General features: G+C 73.6%; 20 protein-coding genes. 14 read left to right on the top strand and 6 right to left on the bottom strand.

Annotated features, from left to right (window positions below):
- The first annotated feature begins 8 nt into the window (after window positions 1–8).
- A complete protein-coding gene (locus ACSP50_RS22160; protein WP_014689635.1) occupies window positions 9–1,007 on the top strand; it encodes an IS481 family transposase in 999 nt (332 codons plus the stop codon).
- Window positions 1,008–1,033: 26 nt separating this feature from the next.
- Here ACSP50_RS22160 and ACSP50_RS44105 read toward each other — a convergent pair whose 3' ends face one another.
- Window positions 1,034–1,315: a hypothetical protein gene (locus ACSP50_RS44105; protein ID WP_231956687.1), complete on the bottom strand. Its 282-nt coding sequence runs from the start codon at window positions 1,313–1,315 to the stop codon at window positions 1,034–1,036.
- Between the two features lie 3 nt (window positions 1,316–1,318).
- Here ACSP50_RS44105 and ACSP50_RS22155 point away from each other — a divergent pair, with 3 nt between their 5' ends.
- The 3 genes from ACSP50_RS22155 (at window position 1,319) to ACSP50_RS22145 (ending at window position 4,201) form a co-directional block, all read left to right on the top strand.
- Window positions 1,319–2,254 carry an SbcC/MukB-like Walker B domain-containing protein gene (locus ACSP50_RS22155; protein ID WP_231956686.1) on the top strand — a complete coding sequence of 312 codons (936 nt, stop codon included), beginning with the start codon at window positions 1,319–1,321 and terminating at the stop codon, window positions 2,252–2,254.
- Entirely contained in the window at window positions 2,251–3,462 is a 1,212-nt protein-coding gene (locus tag ACSP50_RS22150; RefSeq protein ID WP_014691505.1) for a TIGR02679 domain-containing protein, read from the top strand. The genes ACSP50_RS22155 and ACSP50_RS22150 overlap by 4 nt, the downstream gene beginning before the upstream one ends.
- A gap of 79 nt (window positions 3,463–3,541) precedes the next feature.
- Window positions 3,542–4,201 carry a hypothetical protein gene (locus ACSP50_RS22145; RefSeq protein ID WP_014691504.1) on the top strand — a complete coding sequence of 220 codons (660 nt, stop codon included), beginning with the start codon at window positions 3,542–3,544 and terminating at the stop codon, window positions 4,199–4,201.
- A 161-nt stretch (window positions 4,202–4,362) separates the two neighbouring features.
- On the opposite strand, the gene ACSP50_RS22140 is transcribed toward ACSP50_RS22145, so the two are convergent.
- Complete coding sequence (locus ACSP50_RS22140) at window positions 4,363–4,776, bottom strand: hypothetical protein (protein WP_014691503.1); 414 nt, start codon at window positions 4,774–4,776, stop codon at window positions 4,363–4,365.
- 100 nt (window positions 4,777–4,876) lie between these two features.
- Window positions 4,877–5,242: an Ig-like domain-containing protein gene (locus tag ACSP50_RS43075; protein ID WP_043511924.1), complete on the bottom strand. Its 366-nt coding sequence runs from the start codon at window positions 5,240–5,242 to the stop codon at window positions 4,877–4,879.
- 138 nt (window positions 5,243–5,380) lie between these two features.
- Here ACSP50_RS43075 and ACSP50_RS22135 point away from each other — a divergent pair, with 138 nt between their 5' ends.
- Window positions 5,381–6,889 carry a glycosyltransferase family 2 protein gene (locus ACSP50_RS22135; RefSeq protein WP_014691501.1) on the top strand — a complete coding sequence of 503 codons (1,509 nt, stop codon included), beginning with the start codon at window positions 5,381–5,383 and terminating at the stop codon, window positions 6,887–6,889.
- Window positions 6,890–7,513: 624 nt separating this feature from the next.
- Entirely contained in the window at window positions 7,514–10,135 is a 2,622-nt protein-coding gene (locus ACSP50_RS22130; protein WP_014691500.1) for a helix-turn-helix transcriptional regulator, read from the top strand.
- On the opposite strand, the gene ACSP50_RS22125 is transcribed toward ACSP50_RS22130, so the two are convergent.
- Window positions 10,098–12,731, bottom strand: coding sequence for a helix-turn-helix transcriptional regulator (locus ACSP50_RS22125; RefSeq protein WP_043511921.1), 2,634 nt, complete (start codon window positions 12,729–12,731; stop codon window positions 10,098–10,100). The genes ACSP50_RS22130 and ACSP50_RS22125 overlap by 38 nt on opposite strands.
- A gap of 216 nt (window positions 12,732–12,947) precedes the next feature.
- Between ACSP50_RS22125 and lanL the strand changes: the two genes are divergently transcribed.
- The 5 genes from lanL (at window position 12,948) to ACSP50_RS22105 (ending at window position 21,116) form a co-directional block, all read left to right on the top strand.
- Window positions 12,948–15,692: a class IV lanthionine synthetase LanL gene (lanL, locus tag ACSP50_RS22120; protein WP_014691498.1), complete on the top strand. Its 2,745-nt coding sequence runs from the start codon at window positions 12,948–12,950 to the stop codon at window positions 15,690–15,692.
- Complete coding sequence (locus ACSP50_RS22115) at window positions 15,689–17,461, top strand: S9 family peptidase (protein WP_014691497.1); 1,773 nt, start codon at window positions 15,689–15,691, stop codon at window positions 17,459–17,461. The genes lanL and ACSP50_RS22115 overlap by 4 nt, the downstream gene beginning before the upstream one ends.
- A gap of 18 nt (window positions 17,462–17,479) precedes the next feature.
- Window positions 17,480–17,620, top strand: a complete 141-nt coding sequence (locus ACSP50_RS42120) for a hypothetical protein (protein WP_014691496.1) — start codon at window positions 17,480–17,482, stop codon at window positions 17,618–17,620.
- Between the two features lie 74 nt (window positions 17,621–17,694).
- Entirely contained in the window at window positions 17,695–19,407 is a 1,713-nt protein-coding gene (locus ACSP50_RS22110; protein ID WP_014691495.1) for an ABC transporter ATP-binding protein, read from the top strand.
- On the top strand, window positions 19,389–21,116 hold the full coding sequence (locus ACSP50_RS22105; RefSeq protein WP_052311680.1) for an ABC transporter ATP-binding protein: 1,728 nt from the start codon (window positions 19,389–19,391) through the stop codon (window positions 21,114–21,116). Before ACSP50_RS22110 ends, ACSP50_RS22105 begins: the two co-directional genes overlap by 19 nt.
- Window positions 21,117–21,139: 23 nt before the next feature.
- Here the strand turns inward: ACSP50_RS22105 and ACSP50_RS22100 are convergent, their stop codons facing one another.
- Window positions 21,140–22,042: an AEC family transporter gene (locus tag ACSP50_RS22100; protein ID WP_014691493.1), complete on the bottom strand. Its 903-nt coding sequence runs from the start codon at window positions 22,040–22,042 to the stop codon at window positions 21,140–21,142.
- 11 nt (window positions 22,043–22,053) lie between these two features.
- On the bottom strand, window positions 22,054–23,049 hold the full coding sequence (locus tag ACSP50_RS22095) for a DUF2867 domain-containing protein (RefSeq protein WP_014691492.1): 996 nt from the start codon (window positions 23,047–23,049) through the stop codon (window positions 22,054–22,056).
- Between the two features lie 50 nt (window positions 23,050–23,099).
- On the opposite strand from ACSP50_RS22095, the gene ACSP50_RS22090 reads away from it, so the two are divergent.
- The 3 genes from ACSP50_RS22090 to ACSP50_RS22080 are packed head-to-tail and all read left to right on the top strand — an operon-like array spanning window position 23,100 to window position 25,088.
- The gene (locus tag ACSP50_RS22090; protein ID WP_014691491.1) at window positions 23,100–23,723 is read left to right on the top strand and encodes a TetR/AcrR family transcriptional regulator; all 624 of its coding nucleotides are present in this window, start codon (window positions 23,100–23,102) and stop codon (window positions 23,721–23,723) included.
- 45 nt (window positions 23,724–23,768) lie between these two features.
- The gene (locus ACSP50_RS22085; protein WP_043515057.1) at window positions 23,769–24,461 is read left to right on the top strand and encodes a type 1 glutamine amidotransferase domain-containing protein; all 693 of its coding nucleotides are present in this window, start codon (window positions 23,769–23,771) and stop codon (window positions 24,459–24,461) included.
- A gap of 33 nt (window positions 24,462–24,494) precedes the next feature.
- Entirely contained in the window at window positions 24,495–25,088 is a 594-nt protein-coding gene (locus tag ACSP50_RS22080) for a TetR/AcrR family transcriptional regulator (protein WP_043515055.1), read from the top strand.
- Window positions 25,089–25,103: the final 15 nt, after the last annotated feature.

The raw sequence follows: 25,103 nt of genomic DNA, 5'->3' as shown, positions 1-25,103 counted from the left end.
AGGCCCTCATGCCCCACCGTAATGCACCCTTGTCCGAGACCGGCAGGCTGCGCCTGGCGCGCTGCGTGGTCGATGACCGATGGCCGCTACGGCGAGCCGCCGAACGTTTCCAGGTCAGCACGACCACAGCGAAACGGTGGGCCGACCGCTACCGCACCGACGGGCCGGCGGGTATGACCGACCGTTCCTCGCGACCACACCACAGCCCGTCACAGACTCCGACCCGCACTGAGCGGCGAATCATCAAGGTCCGCATCCTGCGCCGTTGGGGACCCGCCCGGATCGCCTACTTCCTGAGCCTGAACCCGGCCACCGTGCACCGGGTCCTGACCCGCTACCGGCTCGCCAGGCTCACCCACCTGGACCGGGCCACCAGCCGGCCGATCCGCCGCTACGAACACGACACACCAGGCGATCTGGTCCATGTCGACATCAAGAAACTCGGCAACATCCCCGACGGCGGCGGCCACCGCGTCCACGGCCGGGCCGACGGCAACCGCCACAGCTCGGCCCACCGGGACCCGGCCCGTCCCCGCACCCACCACGGCCGGCCCAACCTCGGCTACCACTACCTGCACAACGCTGTTGACGACCACTCCCGGCTGGCCTACACCGAAATCCTGCCCGACGAGACCCGCGAGACAGCCACAGCCTTCTGGCAACGCGCCCACGCCTGGTTCACCAGCCGGGGCATCACCGTCAAACGGGTACTGACCGACAACGGCTCCTGCTACCGCTCCCACCTATGGCATGACGCACTCGCCGCCGCCGGCATCACCCACAAACGCACCCGCCCCTACCGGCCCCAGACCAACGGAAAAGTCGAACGCTTCAACCGCACCATGCTCGACGAATGGGCCTACGCCCGGGCCTACCGCACCGAAACCGAACGCCGCGAAGCCCTGCCCGCCTGGCTACACACCTACAATCACCACCGCGGACACACCGCACTCAACGGCCTACCACCCGCCAGCCGCGTCCCCAACCTCTCGGGTCAGTACAGCTAGCCCACGCCCGCACCGCCACCGAGCACCTACGCCCGCTGACGTGGCCCGACCGCCTCGACGACAAAGCCAAACGCGCCGAAGCCGCCCTCTCCCGCATGCTCGGCAGCGCCCTGATTGACCTTCGCACCGTTCTGGAAGCCCACGGCGGTCGCTCCGTCATCACCACCGAAGCCGACGAACAGCACCCCCTGCCGTCGGTCACTCTGATCGTCGATGCCTCCGGCACCCCGCTCGACCCCGCCGAAGCCATCCTGCACCTGCAGAAACTGGTCGACGACCTGTCGCGCACCCACGACGAGAAGCTCCACCAGATGTACACCGAACTTCTCTCGTCCACCTTCATCGACCACCTCGCCGACCGGATGCGGAAGGTCATCACCCTGCTCAAGATCGTCAACGATGTCCTCGAGAAACACCCGACCGGCGCCAACAAGACCACCCTGCGACTGCGTCGCGTCCCCGCGGAAGGCCAGACCCCCGGCTTCAAAATCCTCAAAGCACTCCTGGACGGCACCATCGAATCCGACGCCGCGCAACAACAGATCCAACTGTTCCTCGGCGCCCGCCTCCGCGAAGCCCAGGAAGCCGGCCTCGTCGGGACCGAAGACTGGACCGACCGCCTCGCTGAACTCCTCGACTACCGCGCCTGGTTCGACGTGGTCGCCCAATACAAGGTCGGCGACAGCGACGAGGACGAGAACCGATGGAAGGACCTCACCAGGAAAGTCCACGGCGTCGACTCCGGCGGCGGCAAAGTCGTCACCCTCCTGCAACCTTTGCTGGCCACCCTGGTCGCCCTGTACTCCGAATCCCCGAACGCACCCCGCCCCCTCTGGCTCGACGAAGCCTTCGAGGGCGTCGACCCGGCCAACCGCGCCACCATGATGCGGATGCTCACCGACTTCGACCTCGACTTCCTGCTCGCCGGCCCGGCACCCCTGGTCGCCGTCGCGCAAGTCCCCGCCGCCGCAGTCTGGATCATCACCCGCGCACCCGCACCCATCCCCGGCGTCGACCTGTCCCTGATGCTGTGGGCCGGCCACACCCTCGAACAGATCCCCGTCGGGGACTACGCCACCCGGCTACTCACCCCACGCCGCAGCGCCGAAAACCTCGGTCCCGACCTGTTCGCGGCCATGCTCACCGACCCGGCACCGGCCGAGCCGTCGCACACCAACGGAGCCGACCACACCGACACCGAGCAGACATCGGACGCGGCCGGCATCGGCGAAAGCGAGCCCGCATGAGCGCGGCAACCGACCGATGGGCCGCCCAACCCGGCCCCCGGAAGGTCCTCACCGCCGTCCGTGAACTGCTGCAGGAACGCCGCACCGGCAACGGTGTCATCGTCCGCGTCGAGCTCACCGCGACGCAACGAGCCCAAGTGGCCCGCTACCTCGGCGTGGCGTGGGACACCTCCGGTCAGCCCGTGACCCTCGGCAGACTCCGTGCCGCCCTCCTCCGAGCCGGCGACGACCTGCTCGACCTGCTGACCCGTACCGGCGGCGCCATCGAGGACGTTCGCGGCCGCCGTGACGAAGCCGCCGCCCGCGCCGCCGCCCGCATCGACGCCGCCTACACCGGCCTCACCACCGCAGGCCTACCCGATCACGCCGTCCGCCTGGCCCGCAAACGCCGCTGGCTCGGCACCGACCCCGAGACCGCCACCCGCCGCTCCGACGACCTGCAACACCTGTGGCAAGCGTTGCCCGGCACCGGCCGTCCCCTCGCCGAAATCGCCAACTCCCTCTACGGCGACCCACACCGCCTCGACCGCGACCACGACCTCGGCCGCGCCGCCGCCCGGCTACTCGCGGCCGCCGCGGCCGCCGCGGACGATGACGCCGCCTTCGCCGCCGACACCGCGCTGACCGCCGACCGGTGGCGGCAGGTGTGGTCCCAGTACGGCATCGGCTGCGACGAAGTCTCCGCCACCGTCCTGGTCCTCAACCTTCCCCTGATCGGGAAGGCACCGGCCGCCCGGATCGCGGGCGCGGCAGCCGTACACGGCGAACCGGTCTGGCTGACCAGCCGCAGCCTGCGCGGAGACTGGACACCCGGACCCGACCTGACCGTCGTGCGCGTCTGCGAGAACCCCGCCGTCGCCGAGGCCGCCGCCGACCGACTCGGCAGCGCCTGCCTGCCGCTGGTCTGTATCTACGGACGGCCCTCATCAGCAGCCTGGACACTGCTGCGTGGCCTCGCCGCCGACGGCGTCCGACTCCGGGTCACCGCTGACCGTGACGCCGCGGGCCGCGGCTTCCTCACCGAGATGCTCGCCTTACCCGGCGCCACCGAATGGCTGCCCGACGCCGACGGGCTGTACGAGGAAGCCCGGCTGGAAGCCCTGGTGGCCGACCTCGATCCCATCACCCGTGCCGCCGGTGACAGAGATGATCATGGTGAGGGGCTTTTGCCGGGCCCCGATCCGAAGCCGACAATGGGCTTCGACTGAGCTTTCCTCATCCTGCGCAGCGGCTGGCTGGGACGTAATGCAAGACGCGAGGAAGTCCAGGGCGTTATAGGGAGCAGCCTTGTCGCATTTCGGGGTTTACGTCTGCCTGGCTCCGGGGGCGGAGGCGGACTGGCAGGCGGCCGTCGCCGCGGTGATGGCGCCCTTCCGGATCGACGACGAGACCGGTCTGGGGGAGTGGGACCACTGGCACCCGTCCGGGCAGTTTCTGGTCCGGCCGGAGTACGCGGACAGCCCGCTCATCCTGCCCAGCACCCGATGGCCTGCCGATCCGCTGCGGTGCGACGGCGGCCCGAAACGGATGCTCGATCTGGAAGGGATGCGGACGGCGGCACGGGATCGGGCGGGACAGCTGTGGGCCGCCTGGCGGGAGGCGGTATCCCGGCATCCACCCGCCCGGTCCCTCGAGACGTGCGCGTCGCGGGAGGCGTACGAGGCGCAACCCCTCATCGCGGAGATCCGGGCCCGCAGCGACGACGAGGGCGACGTCTTCGGCCTGCTGTGGACCGACGGCCGGGACGAGGTCACCTACCTTGGAGACGACGAGCAGCGTTTTCTCGACACCGCCGTCGAGTCCGCGCTGATGACGTACGCGCTGGTCACGCTTGACGGCCGATGGCTGGACATGGAGCAGACGCCGGCGTTCGCCTCGCTGGTCTGGCCCTGTCTGGAAGGCCTGCCGGAGGACGCCTTCGTCATCGAGCTCGACTGTCACTGTTGATTGTCGGTCGGCGGGTGCACGGGAAGCAGCCCCGCACGCCGGTCCGTCAGGGGGCCGGCGACACGGCGGTCAGCCCAGCATCGTTGCTCGTCAGATGGTCCACTTCCCGCGCGGTCGATCAGGGTCGACGCGCGGCGGCGATTTCCGGGAAGCCGTTTCGCCTAGGGGGTTGTGCCTTCACAGATCACGCCCCCCGGGTTGGTGGTCTCCGCAACCTTTTCGCCGTCGAAGAACATGCGACAGGTGGCGTTTCCGGGTTCGCTCAAGGTGACCGCTACGGCTACGTACTGCTGGGACTTCTTGAAGGTGACGGTGGTTGACCAGGGGAGGCCGGCTGTCTCTCCGAGCGAGGCCGGCACCTTGGAAATTTCCGAGCTCGTTCCATTGGTCCACGTGATCATGGTGGCGGTCTTGCTGGTGGCCTCGACCTCGTAGCGGACCTTGAGGCCAGACCCGTCCCGCACGATGAACATCACCGCCGCCGCGGATGCTGCCACGAGAACGACCGCGAGCGCGACCAGGTAAAGGCGAAGCTTGGAATGCGGTGACGTCGACGCCGGTGAGTCCGGGCTCATTTCTCTTTTCCTGTCGGGTATGTGCCGACACTTCGTGCATGGCGGCTGGTTGCTCGCCGGTGCCGGCCCGCTGCGGGCCGGCACCGGCGAGGGCCATGCATCAGCGGTGGTAGGTGCGCCGGCTGCTGTACTGGATGTTGCCGGCGCGATCGTACGCCCGCAGTTGCACGGTGAAGGTCTTGCCGTACCTCGCGGGGTTGAGGGTGAACGCGTAGCCGGCGCGGGTGTCGGTGGCGACCGGTTTGCCGTTGACGAGCAGCTCGACCCGGGCGATGCCGTTGCGGTCGCTGGCGGCGGCGGTCACCGCGGCGCTTCCGGTGAGTTTGGCGCCGTTGGCGGGTGCCTTGCTGATCGCGATGGCGGGTTTGGTGTTGTCGACGACGACGGTCCGGGTGGCGGTGCTGGTCTGGCCTCGGCCCGCAGGGCAGCCCTCCGGGCGGCCACGCCCGAAAATGTCACACCGCACTTCCAGCCTCACGACGAACGGAAAGGGCATCTGCGACCCTCGTCCGCTGCGGCTGACCGGCGGCGACGTCCGGAGAAGCGTCCAAAAGTTTCACAGCATGACGCATTCCTGAAAACGCTCTCCCGTACGGTCTGCGCCGTGACATCCACGATTCTGCTTCTCGCCGTTCCCGGCTTTCTGACGCTCTACTTCGGATTCTTCGCTGTCTTCAACTACACCTACGCGTTCGGCGCGCTGACCCGCCGCCGCCCGCCCACGGTCCCGCTGCCGCTCGACGCGGCGGTGGCGGTCGTCATCGTGTCGTTCAATGAGCGCGAAGTGATCGCCGACACGGTGGTCGCGTGTGAGCAGCTGACCTATCGGAACAAGACCATCATCGTCGGCGACGACTCCACCGACCCGGAAACGATCGCCCTGCTGCGGACACTGGCTCAAGAGCGGGGCTGCACGTTGGTACCCGGCGCCCGTTACGCCGGTAGCGACATCGAGCTGTGGGAATCGGATCGGTTCGTCCTGTTCCACCGGGCGGAGAACGTCGGCTTCAAGGCGGGCAACCTGTCGACCATGGAGCAGTATCTCCGACAGCGTGGCTTCTCCCACATGTACCTTCTGGATGCGGACTGGCGTCCCCAGGCCGACGCCGTCGAGCGCTGCCTCGAGGTGATCGCCGCCGACCCGGCCACGGGATACGTCCAGGCCAAGCGTCTGTATCACTACGGCCGTAGCGACCACTTCCAGCGCTGTCTGGCCCTCAACGAGGAATCTTGCTATCTGTCCGACCTGCCCGGCCGGCAGCGGTGGAACCACATGGTGCTGTTCACCGGTTGCTGCGCGATGTTCGACCTGCGGGCGCTGTATGCCGTGGGCGGATTCCGCGCCGGTCACCTGACCGAGGACATCGACCTGTCGAATCGTTTCTACCTATCCGGCTATCGCGGCGTCTACCTGGAAGACGTGGCCAATCTCGGTGAGGTGCCGCCGAATTACCAGGCGTTCCGTCGGCAGCAGGAGCGCTGGGCGATCGGTTCGGCCCGCACCTTCAAGGAGTACCTGCTGCCCGTCCTACGGTCAGGGCTCGACCTGCGCACCAAATGGAGCCTGCTGCGCCAGAACGCCTACTACACCGCCGCCTTGGGCGTCGAGTTGTCCGTGGTGTGGAGCCTGCTGGTGGTCGCCGTCGCGGTCCTCGGCACCGGACCAGGCTGGCCGGCGGCCGAGCCCGGTGAGCTGCTACGCGTCTTGGGATACGGGCTGGGACCGGTCATGCTCGTGACGCTGCTCAGCGGCGTCGCCCCCCTCGTCGTCACGACCATCAAAAAGCGCGAATGGATCAATCTTCTCTACATCCCGGTCGCTAGCTGGATCGCCCTGTCGGTCGTGCACACCTATGCGATCGCCAACATCAAGGGGTTCCGCAACACGGCACAGTCCTGGTTCGTCACCCCGAAGACAAACCGTAAGAAGGGCGCGGTACGCATACGCGCGGGGCGTCGTATGCGGGCGTTCAACATGGTGACGCTGGTCGCCATGACCGCCACCTATCTGGCCGTATACCACCACACACCCGACCCGGCGTCGCTCGCGCTGCTCGCCGTGTACGCCGCGCTCTGGCTGCCGTCGATGGCCATCGCCGCCATGAGGAGCTGAAACGCCGCCGTGGCCGCCGAAGTCCGGGGCGCGAGGCCACCGACCGACTCGCCGCCGTGAAGCGCACGCGCGGCGGAGCGATCACCGGCCGCGCCCGCGCCGAGCGACAGGCCCGGGACGCCGGCACCCGTGCCGGGGCACCGTAGGAGGTCGCCCGCGACAGCCGACTTGCCAACTGCGCGAGCACCTCGCCGCCGTCCGGCGGGAACCGGCCAGCACCCGGGACCGGGCACTCACCGCCGAAACCGCGGCCGGTGATCGCGAGGTGCGGGGACAGCCGGCAAACACCCGTTGTTTGGTGCAATGACTGTCGACGGCGTTGATCCGATCCATGCTCGTACGTCAAACGGGAAGGCAATCCTGATCATCCATGGGTCCGGTGCCCTGCAGGAGGTACCGGTCTGATCATGTGGGTGTTCGGCCACTTGCCCGGTGATGACGTGATGGTGTCCGGCCGGCGCAGCCCTCGGCGGGCAGAGCGACGGTGGGGCCCGGCGCCGATGGACCTCGCCGAGGACCGACTGGCCGATGGTGCGGGTTCGCCGCAAGGATCTCTCGGCCGACAACGGCGTCCTCTGTGGAATCCGATGATAGAAACGTCGTATGTCGGGTGAAGCATCATCGATGTCCGGTGCCGGCGGACGCGGGTTGGTCGGCCGGCAGGGTGAGCTCGACGCCGTCCGGGCGGCGCTCACCGAGCTCGGGTCCGGTGCCGGCCGGGCCCTCGCGTTCGTCGGGGAACCCGGGATCGGCAAGAGCGCTCTCGCGGCGGCGGCGGTGTCCCTGGCCCGAGCGGCCGGGGTCGATGTCGTCGCGGCGCGCGGCGCCCCGGTGCCCGTCCCGGGGCCGCGACGGCCGGTGCTGGTGGTGGTCGACGACCTGCACGAGGTCGCCGACGCGCACATCGACCGGGTCGAGCGTCTGGTGGCGGCGACCGGCGCCGGGCCGGTGCTCTGCCTGCTGGCCTACCGCGAGCGGCAGATGTCGCGGGCCCTGGCCGCGGTGCTCGCCGGCACCGTGCCCGCCGGACTGCTGGAACGCCGCACGATCGGACCGCTCTCCGCCGAGCAGTGCCGGGAGTTGCTCGGCGACCGGCCCGGCGTCGAGGCGGCACACCGGGCGAGCCAGGGCAACCCGGGTTACCTCGCTGTTTTCGCGGGGCAGCCGGACGCCGGCACCCCGATCCTCGGTGAGCTGGCCCGCCTCGACCGCGCCGCCCTCACGCTGGTGCGTGCTGCGGCGGTGCTCGAGCAGCCGTTCCGGCCGGAGCTTCTCGCCGAGGTCGCCGAGTTGCCGGTGCCCGCGACGCTGACGGCCCTCGACACGCTCATGCGACTCGACCTCGTCCGGCCGGCCGAGCCGGCGCCGCACCTCGCGCTGCGGCACCCGGCGATCGGCGTGGTCGTGTACGGCCGGTTGGAGCCCAGCCACCGCGCGGAGCTGCACCGCCGCGCCGACGCCGTGCTGGCCGACCGGGCGGCCCCGATCGCGCTCCGCGCCCACCACGTGGCGCGAGCGGCCGACCTGAGCCGGCCGGACGACGTCATCACCCTGATCGCGGCGGCGCGGGGAATGCTCTACGGTTCCCCGGCCGGCGCGGCCGGTTACCTGCAGACCGTCCTGCCGTTGCTGCGCGACGGCGACCCGCACCGCCACGAGGTCCAGGTGCTGCTGGCCCGGGCGCGCCTGCTGACCGGCGAGGCGTCCGAGGGCCGGGCGCTGCTCGACGCGTTGCGCTCGGCACCGCCGCGCCGGGCGCCCGACGAGGCGCACGCGCTGGTCGACTCCAGCCGCATCGAGCGGCAGCGCGGCCGCTACGGCGAGGCCGCGGCCCTCGCGCGGGCCGGGCTGGCCGCCTTGGCCGACCGCGACACCGGGACCGCCGCGGCGCTGCACACCGAACTCGCCGACCATGCCTACAACCTGGGTGACTACGAGACGTCGCAGCAGCACGCCGAGACCGCGGCCGCCATCGCCCGCCGCCACCACGACCCGGTCGGCGAGGCACACGCCCTGGCCCACGCGGCGCTCGCCCAGCTGTTCACCGGCCGGCAGGCCTGTGCCCTGCGGACCGCGACCCGGGCGGCCGACCTGGTCGACGCGGCACCCGACGCCGTGCTGCTGACCAACCTGGAGGCCGTGTTCCAGCTCGGCATGATGGAGGGGATGCTGGGCCGGCTCGCGAACTCGGCCCGGCACCTCGAGCGCGGCGTCGACCTGTGCCGGCGGACCGGTCAGAACTACATCGAGCCGGCGATGCTGACCGCGTTGACCAACGCGCGCCTGCGCTCCGGCAGCCTGCCACAGGCGCTGGCGACGTTGGACGAGCCCCCGCACCCGGTCGAATGGGACGCCAACGCGGCCACCGAGGCGATCACGGCGATGCTGCGCGCCAAGATCCTGTTCTGGCGGCACCGGCCCGGCGACCTGGCCGAGGCGGTGGCGCAGGCCGATCATGCGGTACGCCTCGCCGGTGACACCCCGGAGTCGTGGGCCGTCACGATCCGCTGCTTCCACGCCGAATTCGTGCTGCTGACCGGCGACCCGGCCCGTGCCCGCTGGCTGATGCTCGACGCGGCCGGCGGCGCCGACCTGCCGAAGCTGACCGCCTGGCGGCGCCCCCGCTGGTGCGACACCCTCGCCGAGGCGGCGGCGGCCGAGCACGACGAAGCCGCGGTGCGGCACTGGGCCGAGCTCGCCGAGGTCTGCCTGCGGCAGCTGCCGTCGACCGACCGGCAGGGGTTCGCCCGGCGCGCGCGGATGCGGGCCCATGCACTGGCCGGTGAGGTCGACCGCGCGCTCGCCGCCGGGCGCGACGCGATCACCGACTTCTCGGCGGGCGGGGAGCGGATCGAGGTGGGCCGCACGTTGCTCACCACGGCCGCGGTGGCGCTGGACGCCGGCGACACCGGCGAGGTGGCCCAGTGGCTGGACCGCGCCGCGGTGCTCGCCGACCGGTGCGGGTCGGCCCGGCTGGCCGAGGAGGCCGCGACCCTGCGCGGCCGGTTCACCGAAGGTGGTGCGCTCGCCCACCTCACCTCGCGGGAACGTGAGGTCGCCCGGTTGGCCAGCACCGGCATGACCAGTGGCGGCATCGCCGAAGCCCTGTTCCTGAGCGTGCGCACGGTCGACGGTCACCTGGGCCGCGTGTACCGCAAGCTGCAGGTGCGCAACCGGGCCAGCCTGATCGGTGCTCTCCGGGCCGGTGTCACACCGCGACCGCGGTCAACGCCGCCCGCGACGTGACCCGCAGCTTGCGGAAGATGCGGGTCAGGTGTCCCTCCACCGTCTTGACCGAGATGTACAGCTCACGGGCCACGTCCCGGTTCGTGAGGCCGGCCGCGACCAGGGCACAGATGCGCCGTTCCTGCTCGGAGAGCACGTCGGCGCAGCCCCGGGACCGGCCCGCGCCGATGCGACGCTGCACGTTGACCGCGAGGACGGCGAGCCGGGCCGCGCCGTACGCGTCCGCGAGGTTCTTCGCCTCGCCCACGCTCGCGGCCGCCTCGTCGAGCTGCCGCAGGTCGACGAGGACCCGGCCGAGCAGCAGGCGGGCGCGGATCTCGGCGGGCACCAGTCCGGCGGTGGCGAACGCTGCGGCGGCCGCGGACAGCTGCCCGGCGGCGACCGGATCGGCACCGGTCACGACCGCCTGCGCCAGCAACGCATGGCCACGCGGACCCGGCAGGCCCACCACGTCCGCCACCCGGGCCGCGCGGCCGGCCCAGTCGCGCGCCGCCGCCGGGTCGCCGAGGACCATCGCGGCGCGAGCGGCGGTGCCGAACCACCCGGCCTGCAACGCGTGGGTCGCCGCGTCGTCGCGATCCACCACCGGACGTAGGAGCGCGGCGCAGTCGTCGGCCCGCCCCTGATCCAGCCGCACCGCGGCGAGCTCGGCGACGGCCGCCTGGCCCGGCCGGTCCGGCCCGGCCGGTGCACCGACCGCCGGCCCGGCGGTGGGATCGTCGCGCAACGCCGCGGCGGCGTGGTGCAGCGCCTGCGCGCCGGCGGCCAGGTCGGTCAGGTGCAGCAGGTGCGCGGCCCGGTGCGCCTGGCCGGCGGCCGCCGTGGCACCGGCCAGGTCACCGGTCGCCAGCTGGGCGTAGGCGCGGCAGATCAGCAGATGGGGCAGTAGATGCCGCTGGCCGGTGCCGCAGGCGGCCCGCACCGCCCGGCCGGTGTGCCGGATCGCGTCGGCGTGCCGCCCCGCCATGATCTCCGCCCAGGCGAGTTGGCAGACCTCGTCGAGGAAGGCGGCGAACGGTGCGTCCGCCATGCCGTCGACGACCGGGGTCGCCCCGGTGAGAGCCGCGCACAGCTGCGGTGTGTGCCCTCGGTAGCCGGCGTCGAGCGCCCGGCAGATCGCCACCGCGGTCCGGGTCCGCGCATCGGTCGCGCGTTCGGCCAGGGCGGCGAGCCGCCGCGCGCCACCCCCGGGGACGCCCAGCCCGGCCACGGCCAGTTGCAGCCGCACCGGGTCGGCTCCCGGGTCGGCCGGGGCCCACCTGGCCAGCTCGGTGCGTGCCACCAGCTCGGCGCCGCCCGGATCACCGAGCAGGCGCTGCGTCGCCGAGCACAGGGCGACGACGCCGGCGCGCCGACCGATCGGGGCCAGCTCGGCCGCCTCGATGAGCGCGGCGCGGCAGCCGGCCGGATCACCGGTCGCCGCGCTGGCCCGCGCCAGCGCCAGCAGCAGCTCGATGCGGGCGGGGGCCGCCGGGTCGGCGGGCGGCTCGGGACGCAGCCGCAACGCGGCGCGCAGCCAGGCGGCCGCGGCCGCCGGGGCGCGGGGCGTCGCCCGGGTGGCCGCCTCGGTGAGCACGGCGACCGCCGTCGCGTCGCCCGGCCGGGCCGCCCGGGCCAGGTGCGGAGCCCGGGCGAGGGGGCCGGCACCGCAGCGGTGCAGGGCCCGATCCGCGCGCGCGTTCGCGGCGATCCACCATCCCGGTGGCGTCCGGCGGACCACGGCGACCCGCACCAGGGTGTGCCGGAGGGTCAACCGGTGATGCGATCCGTCCGAGCGGACGAGGTCCCGGGCCGCCAGGCCGTCGAGCGCGGCGAGCGCGGCCCGCTCGTCGAGCTCGGCGACCGGCGCCAGCAGGAGCGGGTCGAACGGGTCGCCCAGGACGGCGGCGGCGCGCAGCACCGCGAGCTGATCGCCGTGCACCGGCGCGAGGTCGCGGGTCAGGGCGGTGCGCAGATCCTCGGGTAACGCGGCGGGGTCACCGCCGCGGCGCTCCAGTTCGCATGCCACCCGCAGATAGAGCGGATTGCCGCCGCTGGCGGCCAGGTGGCGCAGGGCCGGACCGTCGCCGAACAACCGCGTGGCCGCCGCCTGGTCGAGAGCGGCCGGAGCCAGGTGGACGGTGCGGAAACCGGCGGCGGTGTCCCGCAGGACCGTCTCCAGCGCACCGGAGACCTGACGGGGCCGATAGGCACCGGCCACCAGCAGAGCCCCGGTCGGCGGACGCCGCAGGAGCCGGCTGAGCACCGCCAGGTCGTCGTCGTCGGCCGCATGCAGATCGTCGAGGCACAGCACGACGGCGCGTCGACCGCCGGCGGCGGAGCGCAGGCCGTCGACGGCCCGCGACACCGGGGAGTCGCCGGGAACCGCCCGCCCGACCGGCGTCGCCCGTCCGCGGAGCACCGGGAGCCCGGCCGCGCCGGCCAACCGGCCCAGCTCATCGAGCAGCGCGGTCTTGCCCAGTCCCGGGTCCCCGCCGACGGTCACCACCACGGACCCGCCGCCGGCACAGGTGGCGACGGCGGTGATCAGGGCGTCGAGCTCGCTGTCCCGGCCGACGAGCGGCGGCTGTGAGGCATCGGCCCGCACGGCGGTCACCTCCCTTCACCGTCCTGCACCGTCGCGGAAACGGTCCCAGAGACGGCCGGGCCGGGAACAGGCGTGGAACTACCCGATCCGGCTACGTACCGCCGGTACCCTTGCCCGCCGCCGGCCGGGAAACAAGGGTCCCGACCCTGATGCTGTGCGCCGCCACCGCTGCCAGATTCATTGCCGGGAGCCGCCGATGCGGCGGGTCGAAAGGCGGGCAATCGCATGGGCGAGTTTCACTTGCGGAGCATCGTGGCGGCGGTCGTCGCCGTCGACGGCACGCAGGGCTGGTCGTTCACCGAGGACGACACCTGGTGTCACGTCTGTCCGCCGGACGGCACCGCGGTAGCGCGGGTGCAGGGGTGGAAGCTGCACGTCTCGGCCACCCGGCTGTCCGTGCCGGAGGTGCTGCACCGCTGCGCCGGGGTGCTGGTCGAACGGGCCTGCGCCTTCAAGTTCGCCCGCACCGCCGAGCTGGTCGCCAAGCTCACCAACGAGCGGTACGACCGGGCCCAGTGCGGCAAGATCATCACGGTCTACCCGGAGGACGACGATCAGCTGCGGGAGGTCGCCGCCGCGCTGGATGCGACGACCGCGGGCATGCGGGGGCCGGCCGTGCTCTCCGACCGGCCGCTGCGGCCGGGCAGCCTCGTGCACTACCGGTACGGCGCCTTCCAGGGCGTCCGGGTGCTGACCGACGACGGCGCCTACCAGGTCCGGCTGCGCACCCCGGACGGCCGCACGATCGAGGACGTCCGGGCGCCGAGGTTCTCCCCGCCGCCGTGGGCCGAGCCGCCCTATCCGGCACCGGCCGCCCCACCGGCGAGCAACGGTGCCGCGGGGGCTCGCACGGTGGTCCTGGGCGACCGTTTCGAGGTACGTGAGGCGATCCGGCACGCGGCCCGCGGCGGCGTCTACCGCGCGTGGGACCGGCACACCGAGACGATGGTGATCGTCAAGCAGGCCCGGGCCGACGTCGGCCAGCGTCCGGACGGCCGCGACGCCCGCGACGTGCTGCGCGCCGAGGCCGACGCGCTCGACGCGCTGGCGGGCATCGCCCCCGACCGGCTCGCCCTGTTCGACCAGAAGGACCACACGTTCCTGGCCGAATCCCTGGTCCCCGGCACGACCCTGTCCGCGTGGATCCACGACCGGCTCACCGCCGCCGGGCCGATGGCCGGCCCCGCGCCGGCCGACGCGCTGGACATGGCGTCGCGGCTGGCCGGCCTGCTGGCCGAGGTGCACCGGCGGGGCCTGGTCTTCCAGGACTTCACCCCGATGAACATCATGGTCACCCCGGACGGGTCGCTGCGGCTGATCGACCCCGAACTGGTGGCCGTGCCGGGCGCCTGGGCGCTGCGGGGACACACGCCGGCCTTCGCCCCGCCGGAGACCGTCGACGAGATCGGGCCGGGCCGGGTGCCGCAACAGAGCGCCGACCTCTATGCCCTGGGCGCGGTCCTGTTCGTCCTCGCGCTCGGAGCCGCGCCGCTGTTCGGCACGGACCAGCCCGGGCCGGGCTCCACACACGACCGGATCACCGCACTGATCACCGCCGCGGCGGTGCACAACGCCACGGCCCGCGCCCTGGCCCCGGCGATCCGGGGACTGACCGCCGACGAACCCGCGCAACGCTGGAGCATCGAGCGGCTGCGCGCGTTCCTCGACGACCGGGCGGCGACGCCGACGACGGTGCTCCGCACCGGGCCGGCCGAGGGTACGACGTCCGACCGGCTGCCGGCCGCCGAACTGGACAGCTTCGCCCGGGACGGGCTGACCCACATCGTGAGCACCGTCGCGAGCGAGCCGGATGCCGGCCGGCTGTGGTCCAGCACGGCCTTCGGCACCACGGCCGACCCGCACTCCGTGCAGCACGGTTCGGCCGGCGTGCTCAGCGTGCTGGTGCGGGCCGACCAGCTTCTCGACCGGCCCGACCTGCGCGCCGTGATCGCCCGGGTGGCGGCCTGGACCGGGCGTCCCGGCACGGCGCCGCGGCTGCTGCCCGGCCTGTACTTCGGCCGGTCGGGAACGGCCTGGGCGCTGTACGACGCCGCCCGGCACCTCGGCGACGCCGATCTGGAGGCCCGCGCGGTCGACCTGGCTCTCGCCCTGCCGGTGCGATGGCCCAACCCGGACGTGTGCCACGGCGTCGCCGGCTCGGCCCTCGCCCAGCTGCGGCTGTGGCGGGGCACCGGCCGCGAGGAATTCCTCGATCGGGCCCGGCAGGCCGGTGAAGCGTTGCTGGCCGGCGCCACCGAGGCGGACGGGCGGGTGTACTGGACCGTGCCCGACAACCTCGACTCCACGCTGGTCGGCATCACCCACCTGGGGTTCGCCCACGGCGTCGCCGGCATCGGCTACACGCTGCTCGCCCTCGCGCAGGCCACCGGCCGGGAGGACTTCCTGCGCACCGCGGTGCTGGCCGGCGACACCCTGGCTGTCGAGGTCGACCGGAAACCGTGGGGTGCCGGGTGGCGCTCCGACCGTGGCGACGAGCGCGGCACCGGCATGCAGTTCCACTGGTGCAGCGGCTCGTCCGGGGTGGGCACCTTCCTGCTGCGCCTGTGGCAGGCCACCGGCGAGATCACGTACCTGGACCTGGCCCGCGAAGCGGCCGCCGCGGTGCGGCAGACCCGCTGGCGCACGGGTACCTCGGCCTGTCACGGGCTGGCCGGCAACGGCGAGTTCCTGCTGGACCTGGCGGACGCGGTCGGTGGCGAGTACCGGGCCTGGGCGCAGGAACTGGCCACCTCGATGGTGCTGCGCCACGCCCGGCACGGCGACCTGCGGCTGGTACCCGACGAGGGGGATCAGGACGTGACCGCCGACTTCAACGTGGGCCTCGCCGGCTCGGTGGGATTCCTGCTGCGCCTGCGGCACGGCGGCCGGCGGCCGTTCATGGCAGACCCGTCGAGCGGACGGTGGCAGGTCGCGCCGGCCTCGGCCCGTCGTCCGGTGGCCGCACGATGAGCAGCCCGGCGACGGCGCAGGTCACCGCGCGCATCAGCTTCCGCTTCTCGGCCGACGGGAGCCGGGCGGTCTGCATGGCGGCCGACGAACGCGGCCGGCACCGGGTGGAGAGCTGGCAGCTGGGCACCGTCGGCCCCCGCCTGAGCTTCACCGCACCCGTCACCGGCGACCCGCGCTGGATGATGCCCCTGCCGGTGGACGCCGACCGGGCGCTGCTGACCTGGTTCGGCGCCGGCGGGGCACTGACCGCCGAACTGCTGGACCGCGACGGCGGCCGCACCACACTCGGCACCTTCCCGGCACCGCTGCGCGTGATCGGCGCGCCGGCGGCGACCGGCTTCCCGGCACTCGGCTGGGCGGACGCACCGGAGAGCGCCGGTACGACGCTGCACCGGCTGGGCGTCGGCACGCCGTGGCTGCGCCCGGTCGCCGAGGTGCCCGGCCGGCTGCGCGACGCCGTGGCGTGCGGCGACCGGGTGCTGGTCACCACCGGCCACGGCGGCCGGTCCACCCGGATGATCGTCGATCCCCGGGACGGCACGTGCGTGCCCGCGCCCTGGTTGGACGGTCTGTCCCGGGTGCTCGCCTGCGCCGGCCGCCGGGTGCTGGCGACGGTGCGCCGGCCGGAGGGCCCCACCGTGGTCCTGGCCGACCTCGACACCGGGGAGCCGCGGTGGTCGGCGCCGGGGGACTGGTGCCGTCCCGAGGTGTACCCGGTCGCGCTCGATCCGACCGGCACGAGCATCGCCGTCGTGCAGACCCGCGGGGCTCGTTCGCGCCTGCTCCGCTGGGACACCATGTCCCGCGCCGCGCACCCCGTCACCATGCCGGACAGTGATCTGGTGCCGCTCGCGGCCTGGACGCCGAACGGGTTGTGGCTTCCCCGGTCGGGCCCGGATCGGCCGTGCGGCCTCGCCTGGCTACCCCCCGGCGCGGACCGGCTGCGGGTGCCCGCGCCACCGTCCCCGCCGTGGTCGCCCGGCCGGCTGGAGACCTTCCCCGGTGCCGGCGGGCCGGTCGAGGCCGTCGTGCACGGGCCCGACTGGCGCAGCGCGGCACACGTCGTGGTGGCCCTGCACGGGGGCCCGGCGAGCCGGTGGTCGCTCACCTTCGAGCCGCTGTTCCAGGCGCTGGCCACGGCGGGGGTGGCCGTGGTGGCGCCCAACCAGCGGGGCAGCACCGGGTACGGCACCGCCCACGCCCGGGCGATCGTGGGCGCCTGGGGGGTGCCCGATCTCGCCGACGTCGCCGCCATCGGCGCGTTCCTGGGCAGCCGCCGCGGGCCCGGCCGGCCGCGCCCGGCACTGTACGGCGTCAGCTACGGCGCCTACCTCGCGCTGCTGGCGGCCGCCACCCAACCGGACGCCTGGTCGGCCTGCGCCGCCCTCGCGCCGTTCCTGTCCGGGCCCCGCCTGCACGCCGACGGCCATCCCGCCGTGCGGGGCATGGTGGAGCGGCTCGACGGACTCACCGAGGCCGACGACGAGATCGGCCCGCGCGACGTGGCACGGCTGGCGTCCGGGCTGCGGGCACCGCTGCTGCTGGTGCACGGCGCCCAGGACGAGTCCACCCCGGTGGCGCATTCGCGGCTGCTCGCCGAGCGACTGACCGCCCTGGGCCGGTCGCGTGGCGTCGACCTGCACTACCTGGAACCCCCTGACCGCGGTCACGCCGTGCTCGGCACCGCCGTCCAGGATCCGGTCACCGCAGTGGTGACACGGTTCCTCGCGGAGAGCCGGCCGACCGTCGCCCCTGCCCCGACGAGCTGACGAAAGGAGGTGATGACGATGACCGACGATCTCGACGCCCTGCAGGACCTGCCGGCGATGGAGGAGGAGGAGGCGCAGGCCGGCACCTGCCGGTTCACCTGTGCCTCGACCACGTGCAAGGGCACCTGCCCGGCCACCTGCAGCGTGACCGGCCAGTGATCACCCGACGGGCGGCCGCGCCGGCTGGACATCGGCGTGGCCGTCCCGTCTTCGACCGACTTCCTGGAGGTGCGATGCGGGTCTTGACGGCGACCGCCGGGATGCTGCGCGTACGCCTGACCCTGTTCGTCGCCGCGCTGACGGTGCAGGCCGCGGCCGGCGTGACCGTGCCGGCGCTGCTCGCCGCGGCGAGCGACGCGGTGCTCGGCGGCCGCGGCACCGGTGCGCCCGTGGCGGCTCTCGCGGCCGTGCTCGCGGCGGGCGCCGCGGCCGAGGCCGTCGTCGTGTGGTCGTCCGTCGCCATCGGCGCGGTCGGCACCGCGCGTCTGCGCATGCTGACCCTCCGGCGGCTGCTGGCACTCGGGCCCCGGTCGCCGTTCGCCGTGGGGGAGGCGGTGACCCAGGTGGCGCAGGCCGCCCCGCAGGCCGCGGCGCTCCCCGGTCATGTGGCCGAGGCGTCCGTCTCAGTCGCCGGCTCGGCCGCGGCACTCGTCGCGTTGTGGCTCGTCGACTGGCGGGCCGGCCTGGCCTTCACCCTCCTGGTGCCGGTCACCGTGCTGGCCGCCCGGCGGTTCGTCACCGAGGCCGCCGAGGTCGAGGGCCGCTATCTGGCGGCACAGACCCGCATGGCGTCGCTGTTGGCCGGCGCCCTCACCGGTGCCCGCACCATCCGGGCCGCCGGCACCCTGGCCGCCGAGACCCGTCGCGTCGCCGGCCCGCTGCACGAACTGTCCGCCGCGGGCCACGCGTCGTGGCGCGTCCAGCGCAGCGCCGTCTGGAAGATCGGGTTGCTGGTGCCCGGTACCGAGATCGTCGTGCTGGCCGTCGCCGGAGTGGACGTGAGCGCCGGGCTCATCACCGCCGGAAACCTGCTCGCCGTCGCCGGCTACCTCGCGCTCGCCACCGGACTTCTCGACCAGATCGACACCGCGCTGAGCCTGGCGCAGGCCCGCGCGGGCGCCGACCGGCTCGACGCCGTGCTGCAGCGGCCGGCCGTCCCGGGCGGGCCCCGCAGCATCCCACCCCCGGACGGCGCGGTGTCGCTGCGCGGCGTCACCGTCGTGCGCGCCGGCGGGCGGGTGCTCGACCGGCTCGACCTGGAGATCCCGGACGGTGTGGCGGTGGCGCTGGTCGGCGCCAGCGGCTCCGGCAAGAGCGTGCTGGGCGCCCTGCTCGGCCGGCTGGCCGACCCGGACGAGGGTGCGGTCCACATCGGCGGCGTCGACATCACCGACCTGGATCTGCCGGCCCTGCGCCGGACGGTGACCTATGCCTTCGCGCGCCCCGCGCTGGCCGGGCGCACCCTGCACGAGGCGATCCGGCTCGGCCGGCCCGAGCTCGACCGGGTGGCGGTGGAGTCGGCGGCCCGCGCCGCGCGGATCCACCACGTCATCCGGCGGCTGCCCGCCGGCTACGACTCGGTGCCCGCGCGTACCCCGATGTCCGGTGGACAGCTGCAGCGTGTCGGACTCGCCCGGGCCCTGGTGCGACCCGCCCTGGTGCACGTGCTCGACGACGCGACGTCCGGTCTGGACAGCGTCACCGAGCGGGAGGTCAGCGAGGCCGTGACGGCCCGGCTGCACGGCCGCACCCGCGTCGTCGTCACCCACCGCGCGGACACCGCGGCCTGCTGCGACCTGGTCGCCTGGCTGGACGCGGGACGGGTCCGCGCCCTCGCGCCGCACGCCAGGCTGTGGGCCGATCCCCGCTACCGGGCCGTGTTCGAGACCGTGGCGGTCCCGTCGGCGGCCACCGACCGGGAGCAGCCGTGCGCCGCCGACCGGTGAGCACCCGGATGATCCGCTTCGGCCTGACCGGGCCGGCCGCCGCCCTGCTCGGCGATGTCCTGCGGGGCAGCGGCCGGCCGCTGCGGCGGATCGCCGTGCTCTCGGTGGCCGAGGCCGCTCCCGCACTGGCATCCGGCTGGGTCACCGCGGCCGCGCTGGACCGTGGCTTCCTGCAGCACCGGCTGTCCGTCGGACTCGCCTGGCTCGCCGTGCTCGCCGGTCTGCACCTGCTGCGGGCCGCCGCTGAACGTGCCCTGTTCGATCCTCTGGCCGCGGTCGTCGAGCCGATGCGGGACCGGTTGACCCGCCGGGTGGTGCACCACACGCTGCTCGAGGCGACCTCGCTCGCGGCGCCGCCGGACACCGCCGGGGTGTCCCGGCTGACCAGCCAGGTGGACGCGGTACGGGACCTCACCTCGGCGCTGCTGCGCACCGCCCGGCCCCTGGCCATCACGCTGCTCGCCGCGGGAGCCGGCCTGACCGCGCTCGACCCCGTGCTGTCCGGGCCGGTGCTGGCGGCGCTCACCGTCGCCCTGGTGGCCTTCGCGTGGTCGATCCGGCGGGTGGGGGCGCTGCGGCGGGTCGCGGTGCTGGCCGCCGAGGACGTCGCCGCCCGGGTCGGCGAGGTGCTGACCGCGGCGCGGGACATCACCGCGCTGGGCGCCGAGGAGGAAGCGGCCGCCCTCGTCGAGGCGGACTCGCAGCGCGCGCTGCGCGCCATGCTGAGCGCCGGTCGCGCCGCCGCGTCCCGGGTACCGGTCGTGCTCGTGGGTGGCCATCTACCGCTCGTCGGGCTGCTGCTGGCCGCCCCGCACCTGATCGGCACGCGGGCCATCACCGCGGGCACCCTCATCGGGGCCGCCACCTACCTGGCCGGGTCGATCGTGCCGGCGCTGCGGATGTTGACCAGCGCCGTCGGCGGTTACTGGAACACCCTCGCCCTGCTGCTGCACCGGCTGGCCGAGGTGGCCCCGGATCCGGTCGCCGATCCGGTGCCCCCGGCCCCGGTGTCACCGGCGGTGCGTCACGACACGACCGCCGACCTCACCGTGGCGGGGCTCACCTTCGCGTACGCCGCCGACGCGGAGCCGGTCCTGCGCGACCTGACGCTCACCGTGCCGTACGGCGATCACCTGGCCATCACCGGCGCCAGCGGGATCGGCAAGTCCACCCTGGCCCTGCTGCTGGCCGGCATCCGGCAGCCGTCGGCCGGTCAGGTGCGCATCGGCGGTCGTCCGGCCGCCGGACTGCCCGAGGAGCAGCGGCACCGGCTCGTCGCCCTGGTGCCCCAGGAGGCGTACGTCTTCCCCGGCTCGGTGCGGGACAACCTGCGCTACCTGGCCCCGTCCGCGGACGACGACGAGGTCGTTCGCGCGGTGGCGGCGGTCGGCATGACCACGCTGCTGGGCCGGCTCGGTGGCCTCGACGCCGAGCTGAACGACCCGGCCGCCACCCTGTCCGACGGCGAGCGGCAGCTGATCGCGCTGGCCCGCACGTACCTGTCGCCGGCGCCGGTGGTCATCCTCGACGAGGCCACCGCGCACCTGGATCCGGCCGCGGAGACGGTGGCGGAGGCCGCGTTCCGCGACCGGCCCGGCACCCTGATCGTCATCGCGCACCGCACCGGCTCGGCCGCGCGGGCCCGACGCGTCCTGCACCTGGACGGCGACGACCACACGGTGACCGAGCACCTCGGCGCACACACCTGAGGTCGAGCCGCGGATCCGCCCGGTCACCGGGCGAACAGGAATGTCACCAGCAGCAGGACCGGCACGCAGGCCAGGGTGGTGAGCAGAATGACGTCCCGGGCGAGAACCGTGCCGGTGGCGAACCGCTGGCCGTACAGGTACACGTTCTGCGCGGTCGGCAGCCCGGCCAGCACCGTGACGGCGTACGCCTGGTCGTGCGGCAACCGCAACCCGGCCGCCAGCCCGCAGGCGGCCAGCGGCATCCCCACCGTTTTGAGCCCGGCCGCGACCAGCGTGGCCCGGCGGTCCGGGCCGGGCGCGAGAATCCGGCGGCCGGACAGCGACATGCCGAACGCGATCAGGACCATCGGCACGGCGGCATGGCCGATCGTGGTCACCGGGTCCAGGAGCACGGCGGGCAGCCGCAGGCCGGTCGCCCCGGTCGCGGCGCCGAGCAGGGTGGCCACGATCAGCGGGTTGCGCAGCGGCGCGGTCACCGTGCCCCGCCACGATGCCCGGCCGGTGGTGGCGATCTCCAGCAGGGTGAGCGCGACCGGCGTGATGACCAGCAGCTGGAGCATGATGATCGGGACGGCCAGGGCGGCGTCGCCGAGAACATAGGTGGCGATCGGGATCCCGATGAAGTTGGCGTTCACGTAACCGGCGGCCAGCGCGCCCACCACCGGCGAACGACCGCGACAGATCAGCGCGAACAGCCCGAAGCACACCACCGCCGCCCCGGCCGACACCAGCAGCGGCTCGCTGAACAGCGCCGCCGGGTCGGCCGCGGCCACCCCGGTGAACAGCAGGCACGGGTTGAGCACCAGCCAGACCACCCGGGCCAGCACCGCCTCGGCGTCCGGCGGCAGCCGGCCCCACCGGCGCAGTCCCCACCCGGCCAGCACGATGACGCCGATCAGCAGGAAACCGGAGAGCGCGTGGGCCATGATCGGCCACGCTATCGGCCGGTGTCGCCGATCGTCAGCGGGCCGGCTGCGGTGAAGCCGGCGACGGTGCGGGCCGCGTGCCGCAGCATCGTGCGGACCACCAGCGGGTGCACCCGGCGGACGACGGCGAGATAGGCGCGTCCGGCGCGGGACCGGGTCGCCGCCAGGGTGGCCACCGTGACGGTCGTGCCGTCGGCGTCCGGTTCGACCCGGAGTGCGGCGCGGAAGGCGAGGTGGTCGGCGTCGGTGCCGAGCAGCACCTCCCGATCGGTGCGGGTGAGCGTGTCGAAGGCCGAACCGTCGTCCGGCGCGATGCCGACCAGGGTGACCAGCCGGTTCCGCAGACGCAGCAGCGCCGCCACGACTCTCGGCGGATTCCGGAAGACCGCGTCCGCCCAGTCCTGTGGGTCGACGGTGGTGCCGGGCGGCACGCGCACCGCGAAGGCGTCGGCCAGGTCGGGCCGCGGGACCGAGCCGGGCAGCAGGCCGGCGTGGGGCACCGGCGCGACCCGGACCCGGGCGCCGGTCGCGGCGAGCGCCAGCCGGGCCCGCCACGGGTACCGCACCGGGTGCGTGACGGTGCCGGTGACCGCCCGCTCGGCGTTGTCCAGCAGGTGCTCGAGGACGGTGTCGTGGCAGGCCCGGACGACGGCCGGCCAGAGCAGCCGCATCCGGCCGATCGGCGTGCCGGTCAGCCGGTGCCGCAGCACGCAGCCGTGTGGCCCGTGATCCTCGACCTCCAGAGTGTGGGTGCCGATCAGGCCGGTGCCCGGGTGGAAGGTCAGCTCGACGCGCCGGCCCGGTTCGTACCCGGTGACGTGGTAGCGGATCGGGCCGTGCCCGCCGTCGGCGCCGACGCCGAGCGGCCGGTCGAACCGCATCGGCGCCCAGGGTGGTGCGGGCCAGAGTGGGTCGCCGGGGGCGCCCATCCGGTCCAGCAGCCGGCCCACCCGGGCTGCCGGGACGGGTAGAGCCCGTTCGTGGACGTTGTGCACGGTCGCTGCCATGGTCTGCCTCCGTACGGTGCCGTATGGTTTACATACGCTAGCGTACGGTCATGCGGGAGCAACAGGAGCGGCGCGGCACCGGCAAGCGGGCGGCGTCCCGGCTGACAGCGGACGACTGGACCGCCGCGGCCCTGGAGGCGATGGCCGCCGGCGGCCTCGGGGCGGTCGCGGTGGAGCCGTTGGCCGCCCGGCTGGGCGCCACCAAGGGGAGTTTCTACTGGCATTTCGCCAATCGGGAGGCGCTGATCGAGGCGGCCGTGCTGCGCTGGGAACGGGAGTACACCGAGGGCGTGATCCGGCACGTCGACGCCGAGCCCGACCCGCTGGCCCGGCTCCGGCTGCTCATCGGCCTGGTCCTGGGGGCCACCGCGCCGGACCGGGGCGGCGCCGTCGAACTGGCGATGCTCGCCACCGCCGACCATCCGCACCTCGCCCCGGTGCTCGCCCGGGTCACCGAGCGGCGGGTGGCGTACACCTCGGCGTTGTTCACCGCGCTCGGCTGGCCGGTCGCCGAGGCGCGCCGGCGCGGAGTGCTCGCGGTCACCGCCTATCTCGGCTACGCCCAGATGGCCCACGTCGCGCCGGAGTCCCTGCCGGCCACCGAGCCGGAGCGACTCCGCTACGTCGACCAGGTCGTGGACCTGCTCACCGCGCCTAGTAGACCAGTCGTCTAGAGTGGGGCTGTGGCCGACCCGGGCCACGGAGTCGAAGGGCTGAACATGAACGTTCTGGTAGTTCTGACCTCGCACGACGAACTGGGCGACACCGGCCGCAAGACCGGCTTCTGGCTGGAGGAGCTCGCCGCGCCGTACTACCGGCTCCAGCAGGCCGGTGCCACGATCACGCTGGCGTCGCCGAAGGGCGGGCGCCCGCCGCTGGATCCCAAGAGCGACGAGCCGGGCTCGCAGACCGAGGACACCCGCCGGTTCGCGGCGGACCCGGCGGCGACGGCCGCGCTGGCCTCCACCGTGCCGCTGAGCACGGTCGATCCGGCCGACTACGACGCGGTGTTCTACCCGGGCGGGCACGGCCCGCTGTGGGACCTGGCCGAGGACAGCCACTCCCGACGCATCATCGAGACCACGCTGCGCTCCGGCAGGCCGGTCGCCCTGGTCTGCCACGCGCCGGGCGTGCTGCGCCACGTCACCGACGAGGCGGGCGCGCCGCTCGTGCGGGGCCGTCAGGTGACCGGCTTCGCCAACACCGAGGAGGCCGGCGTCGGCCTGACCGAGGTCGTGCCGTTCCTGGTGGAGGACATGCTCAAGGCCAACGGCGGCGTCTACTCCCAGGGTCCGGACTGGGCCTCCCACGTGGTGCGCGACGGCCTGCTGATCACCGGTCAGAACCCGGCCTCGTCGGCGGAGGCCGCCGATGTGCTGCTCGCGCTCCTCGACGAGCGCGCCACCGCCTGACCCACCGGTCCCTTCGGCACATAGGCTGGCGTGGTGACGACCAGGAATCTCCACCGCGACACGCGTACGCAGCTGCTGCTGGCTGCCGAGCGGTCGTTCGCCCGCAAGGGCTATGCCGCGGTCGGCATCAACGAGGTCCTGTCCAGCGCCGGCGTGCCGAAGGGCTCCTTCTACCACTACTTCGCCTCGAAGGACGCGTTCGGCGAGGCGGTGCTCGCACGTTACTTCGAGCAGTACCTGGCGGAGATGGACGAGATCCTGAACGCCGCCGGTCGAGACGGGGCTTCCAAGATCCTGGCCTACTTCGCGTCCTGGCGGGAATCGCAGAGTCTCGGTGACTGTGCGGGCAAGTGCCTGGCGGTCAAGCTCGGCGCCGAGGTCGCGGACATGTCCGAGCCCATGCGGCTGGCCCTGAAAGCCGGGACCACGGGGATCGTCGACCGGCTCGAACACGCGATCGTCGGCGCCGTCGCCGACGGATCCGCGCCGTTCACCGGGGATGCCCGCGCCACCGCCGACGCGCTCTATCAGCTGTGGCTGGGAGCCAGCGTCATGGCCAAGGTGAACCGGAGCCCGGCCGCCCTGGACACCGCGACGACGGTGACCCGCCGGCTGCTCGGCATCTGACGGCGCGGCCCGGCG

Origin of the sequence: Actinoplanes sp. SE50/110, assembly GCF_900119315.1 — a bacterium.
Taxonomy (GTDB): domain Bacteria; phylum Actinomycetota; class Actinomycetes; order Mycobacteriales; family Micromonosporaceae; genus Actinoplanes.
The sequence above is the reverse complement of the archived record's forward strand: the minus strand, read 5'-3'. Positions and strand labels throughout refer to the sequence as shown.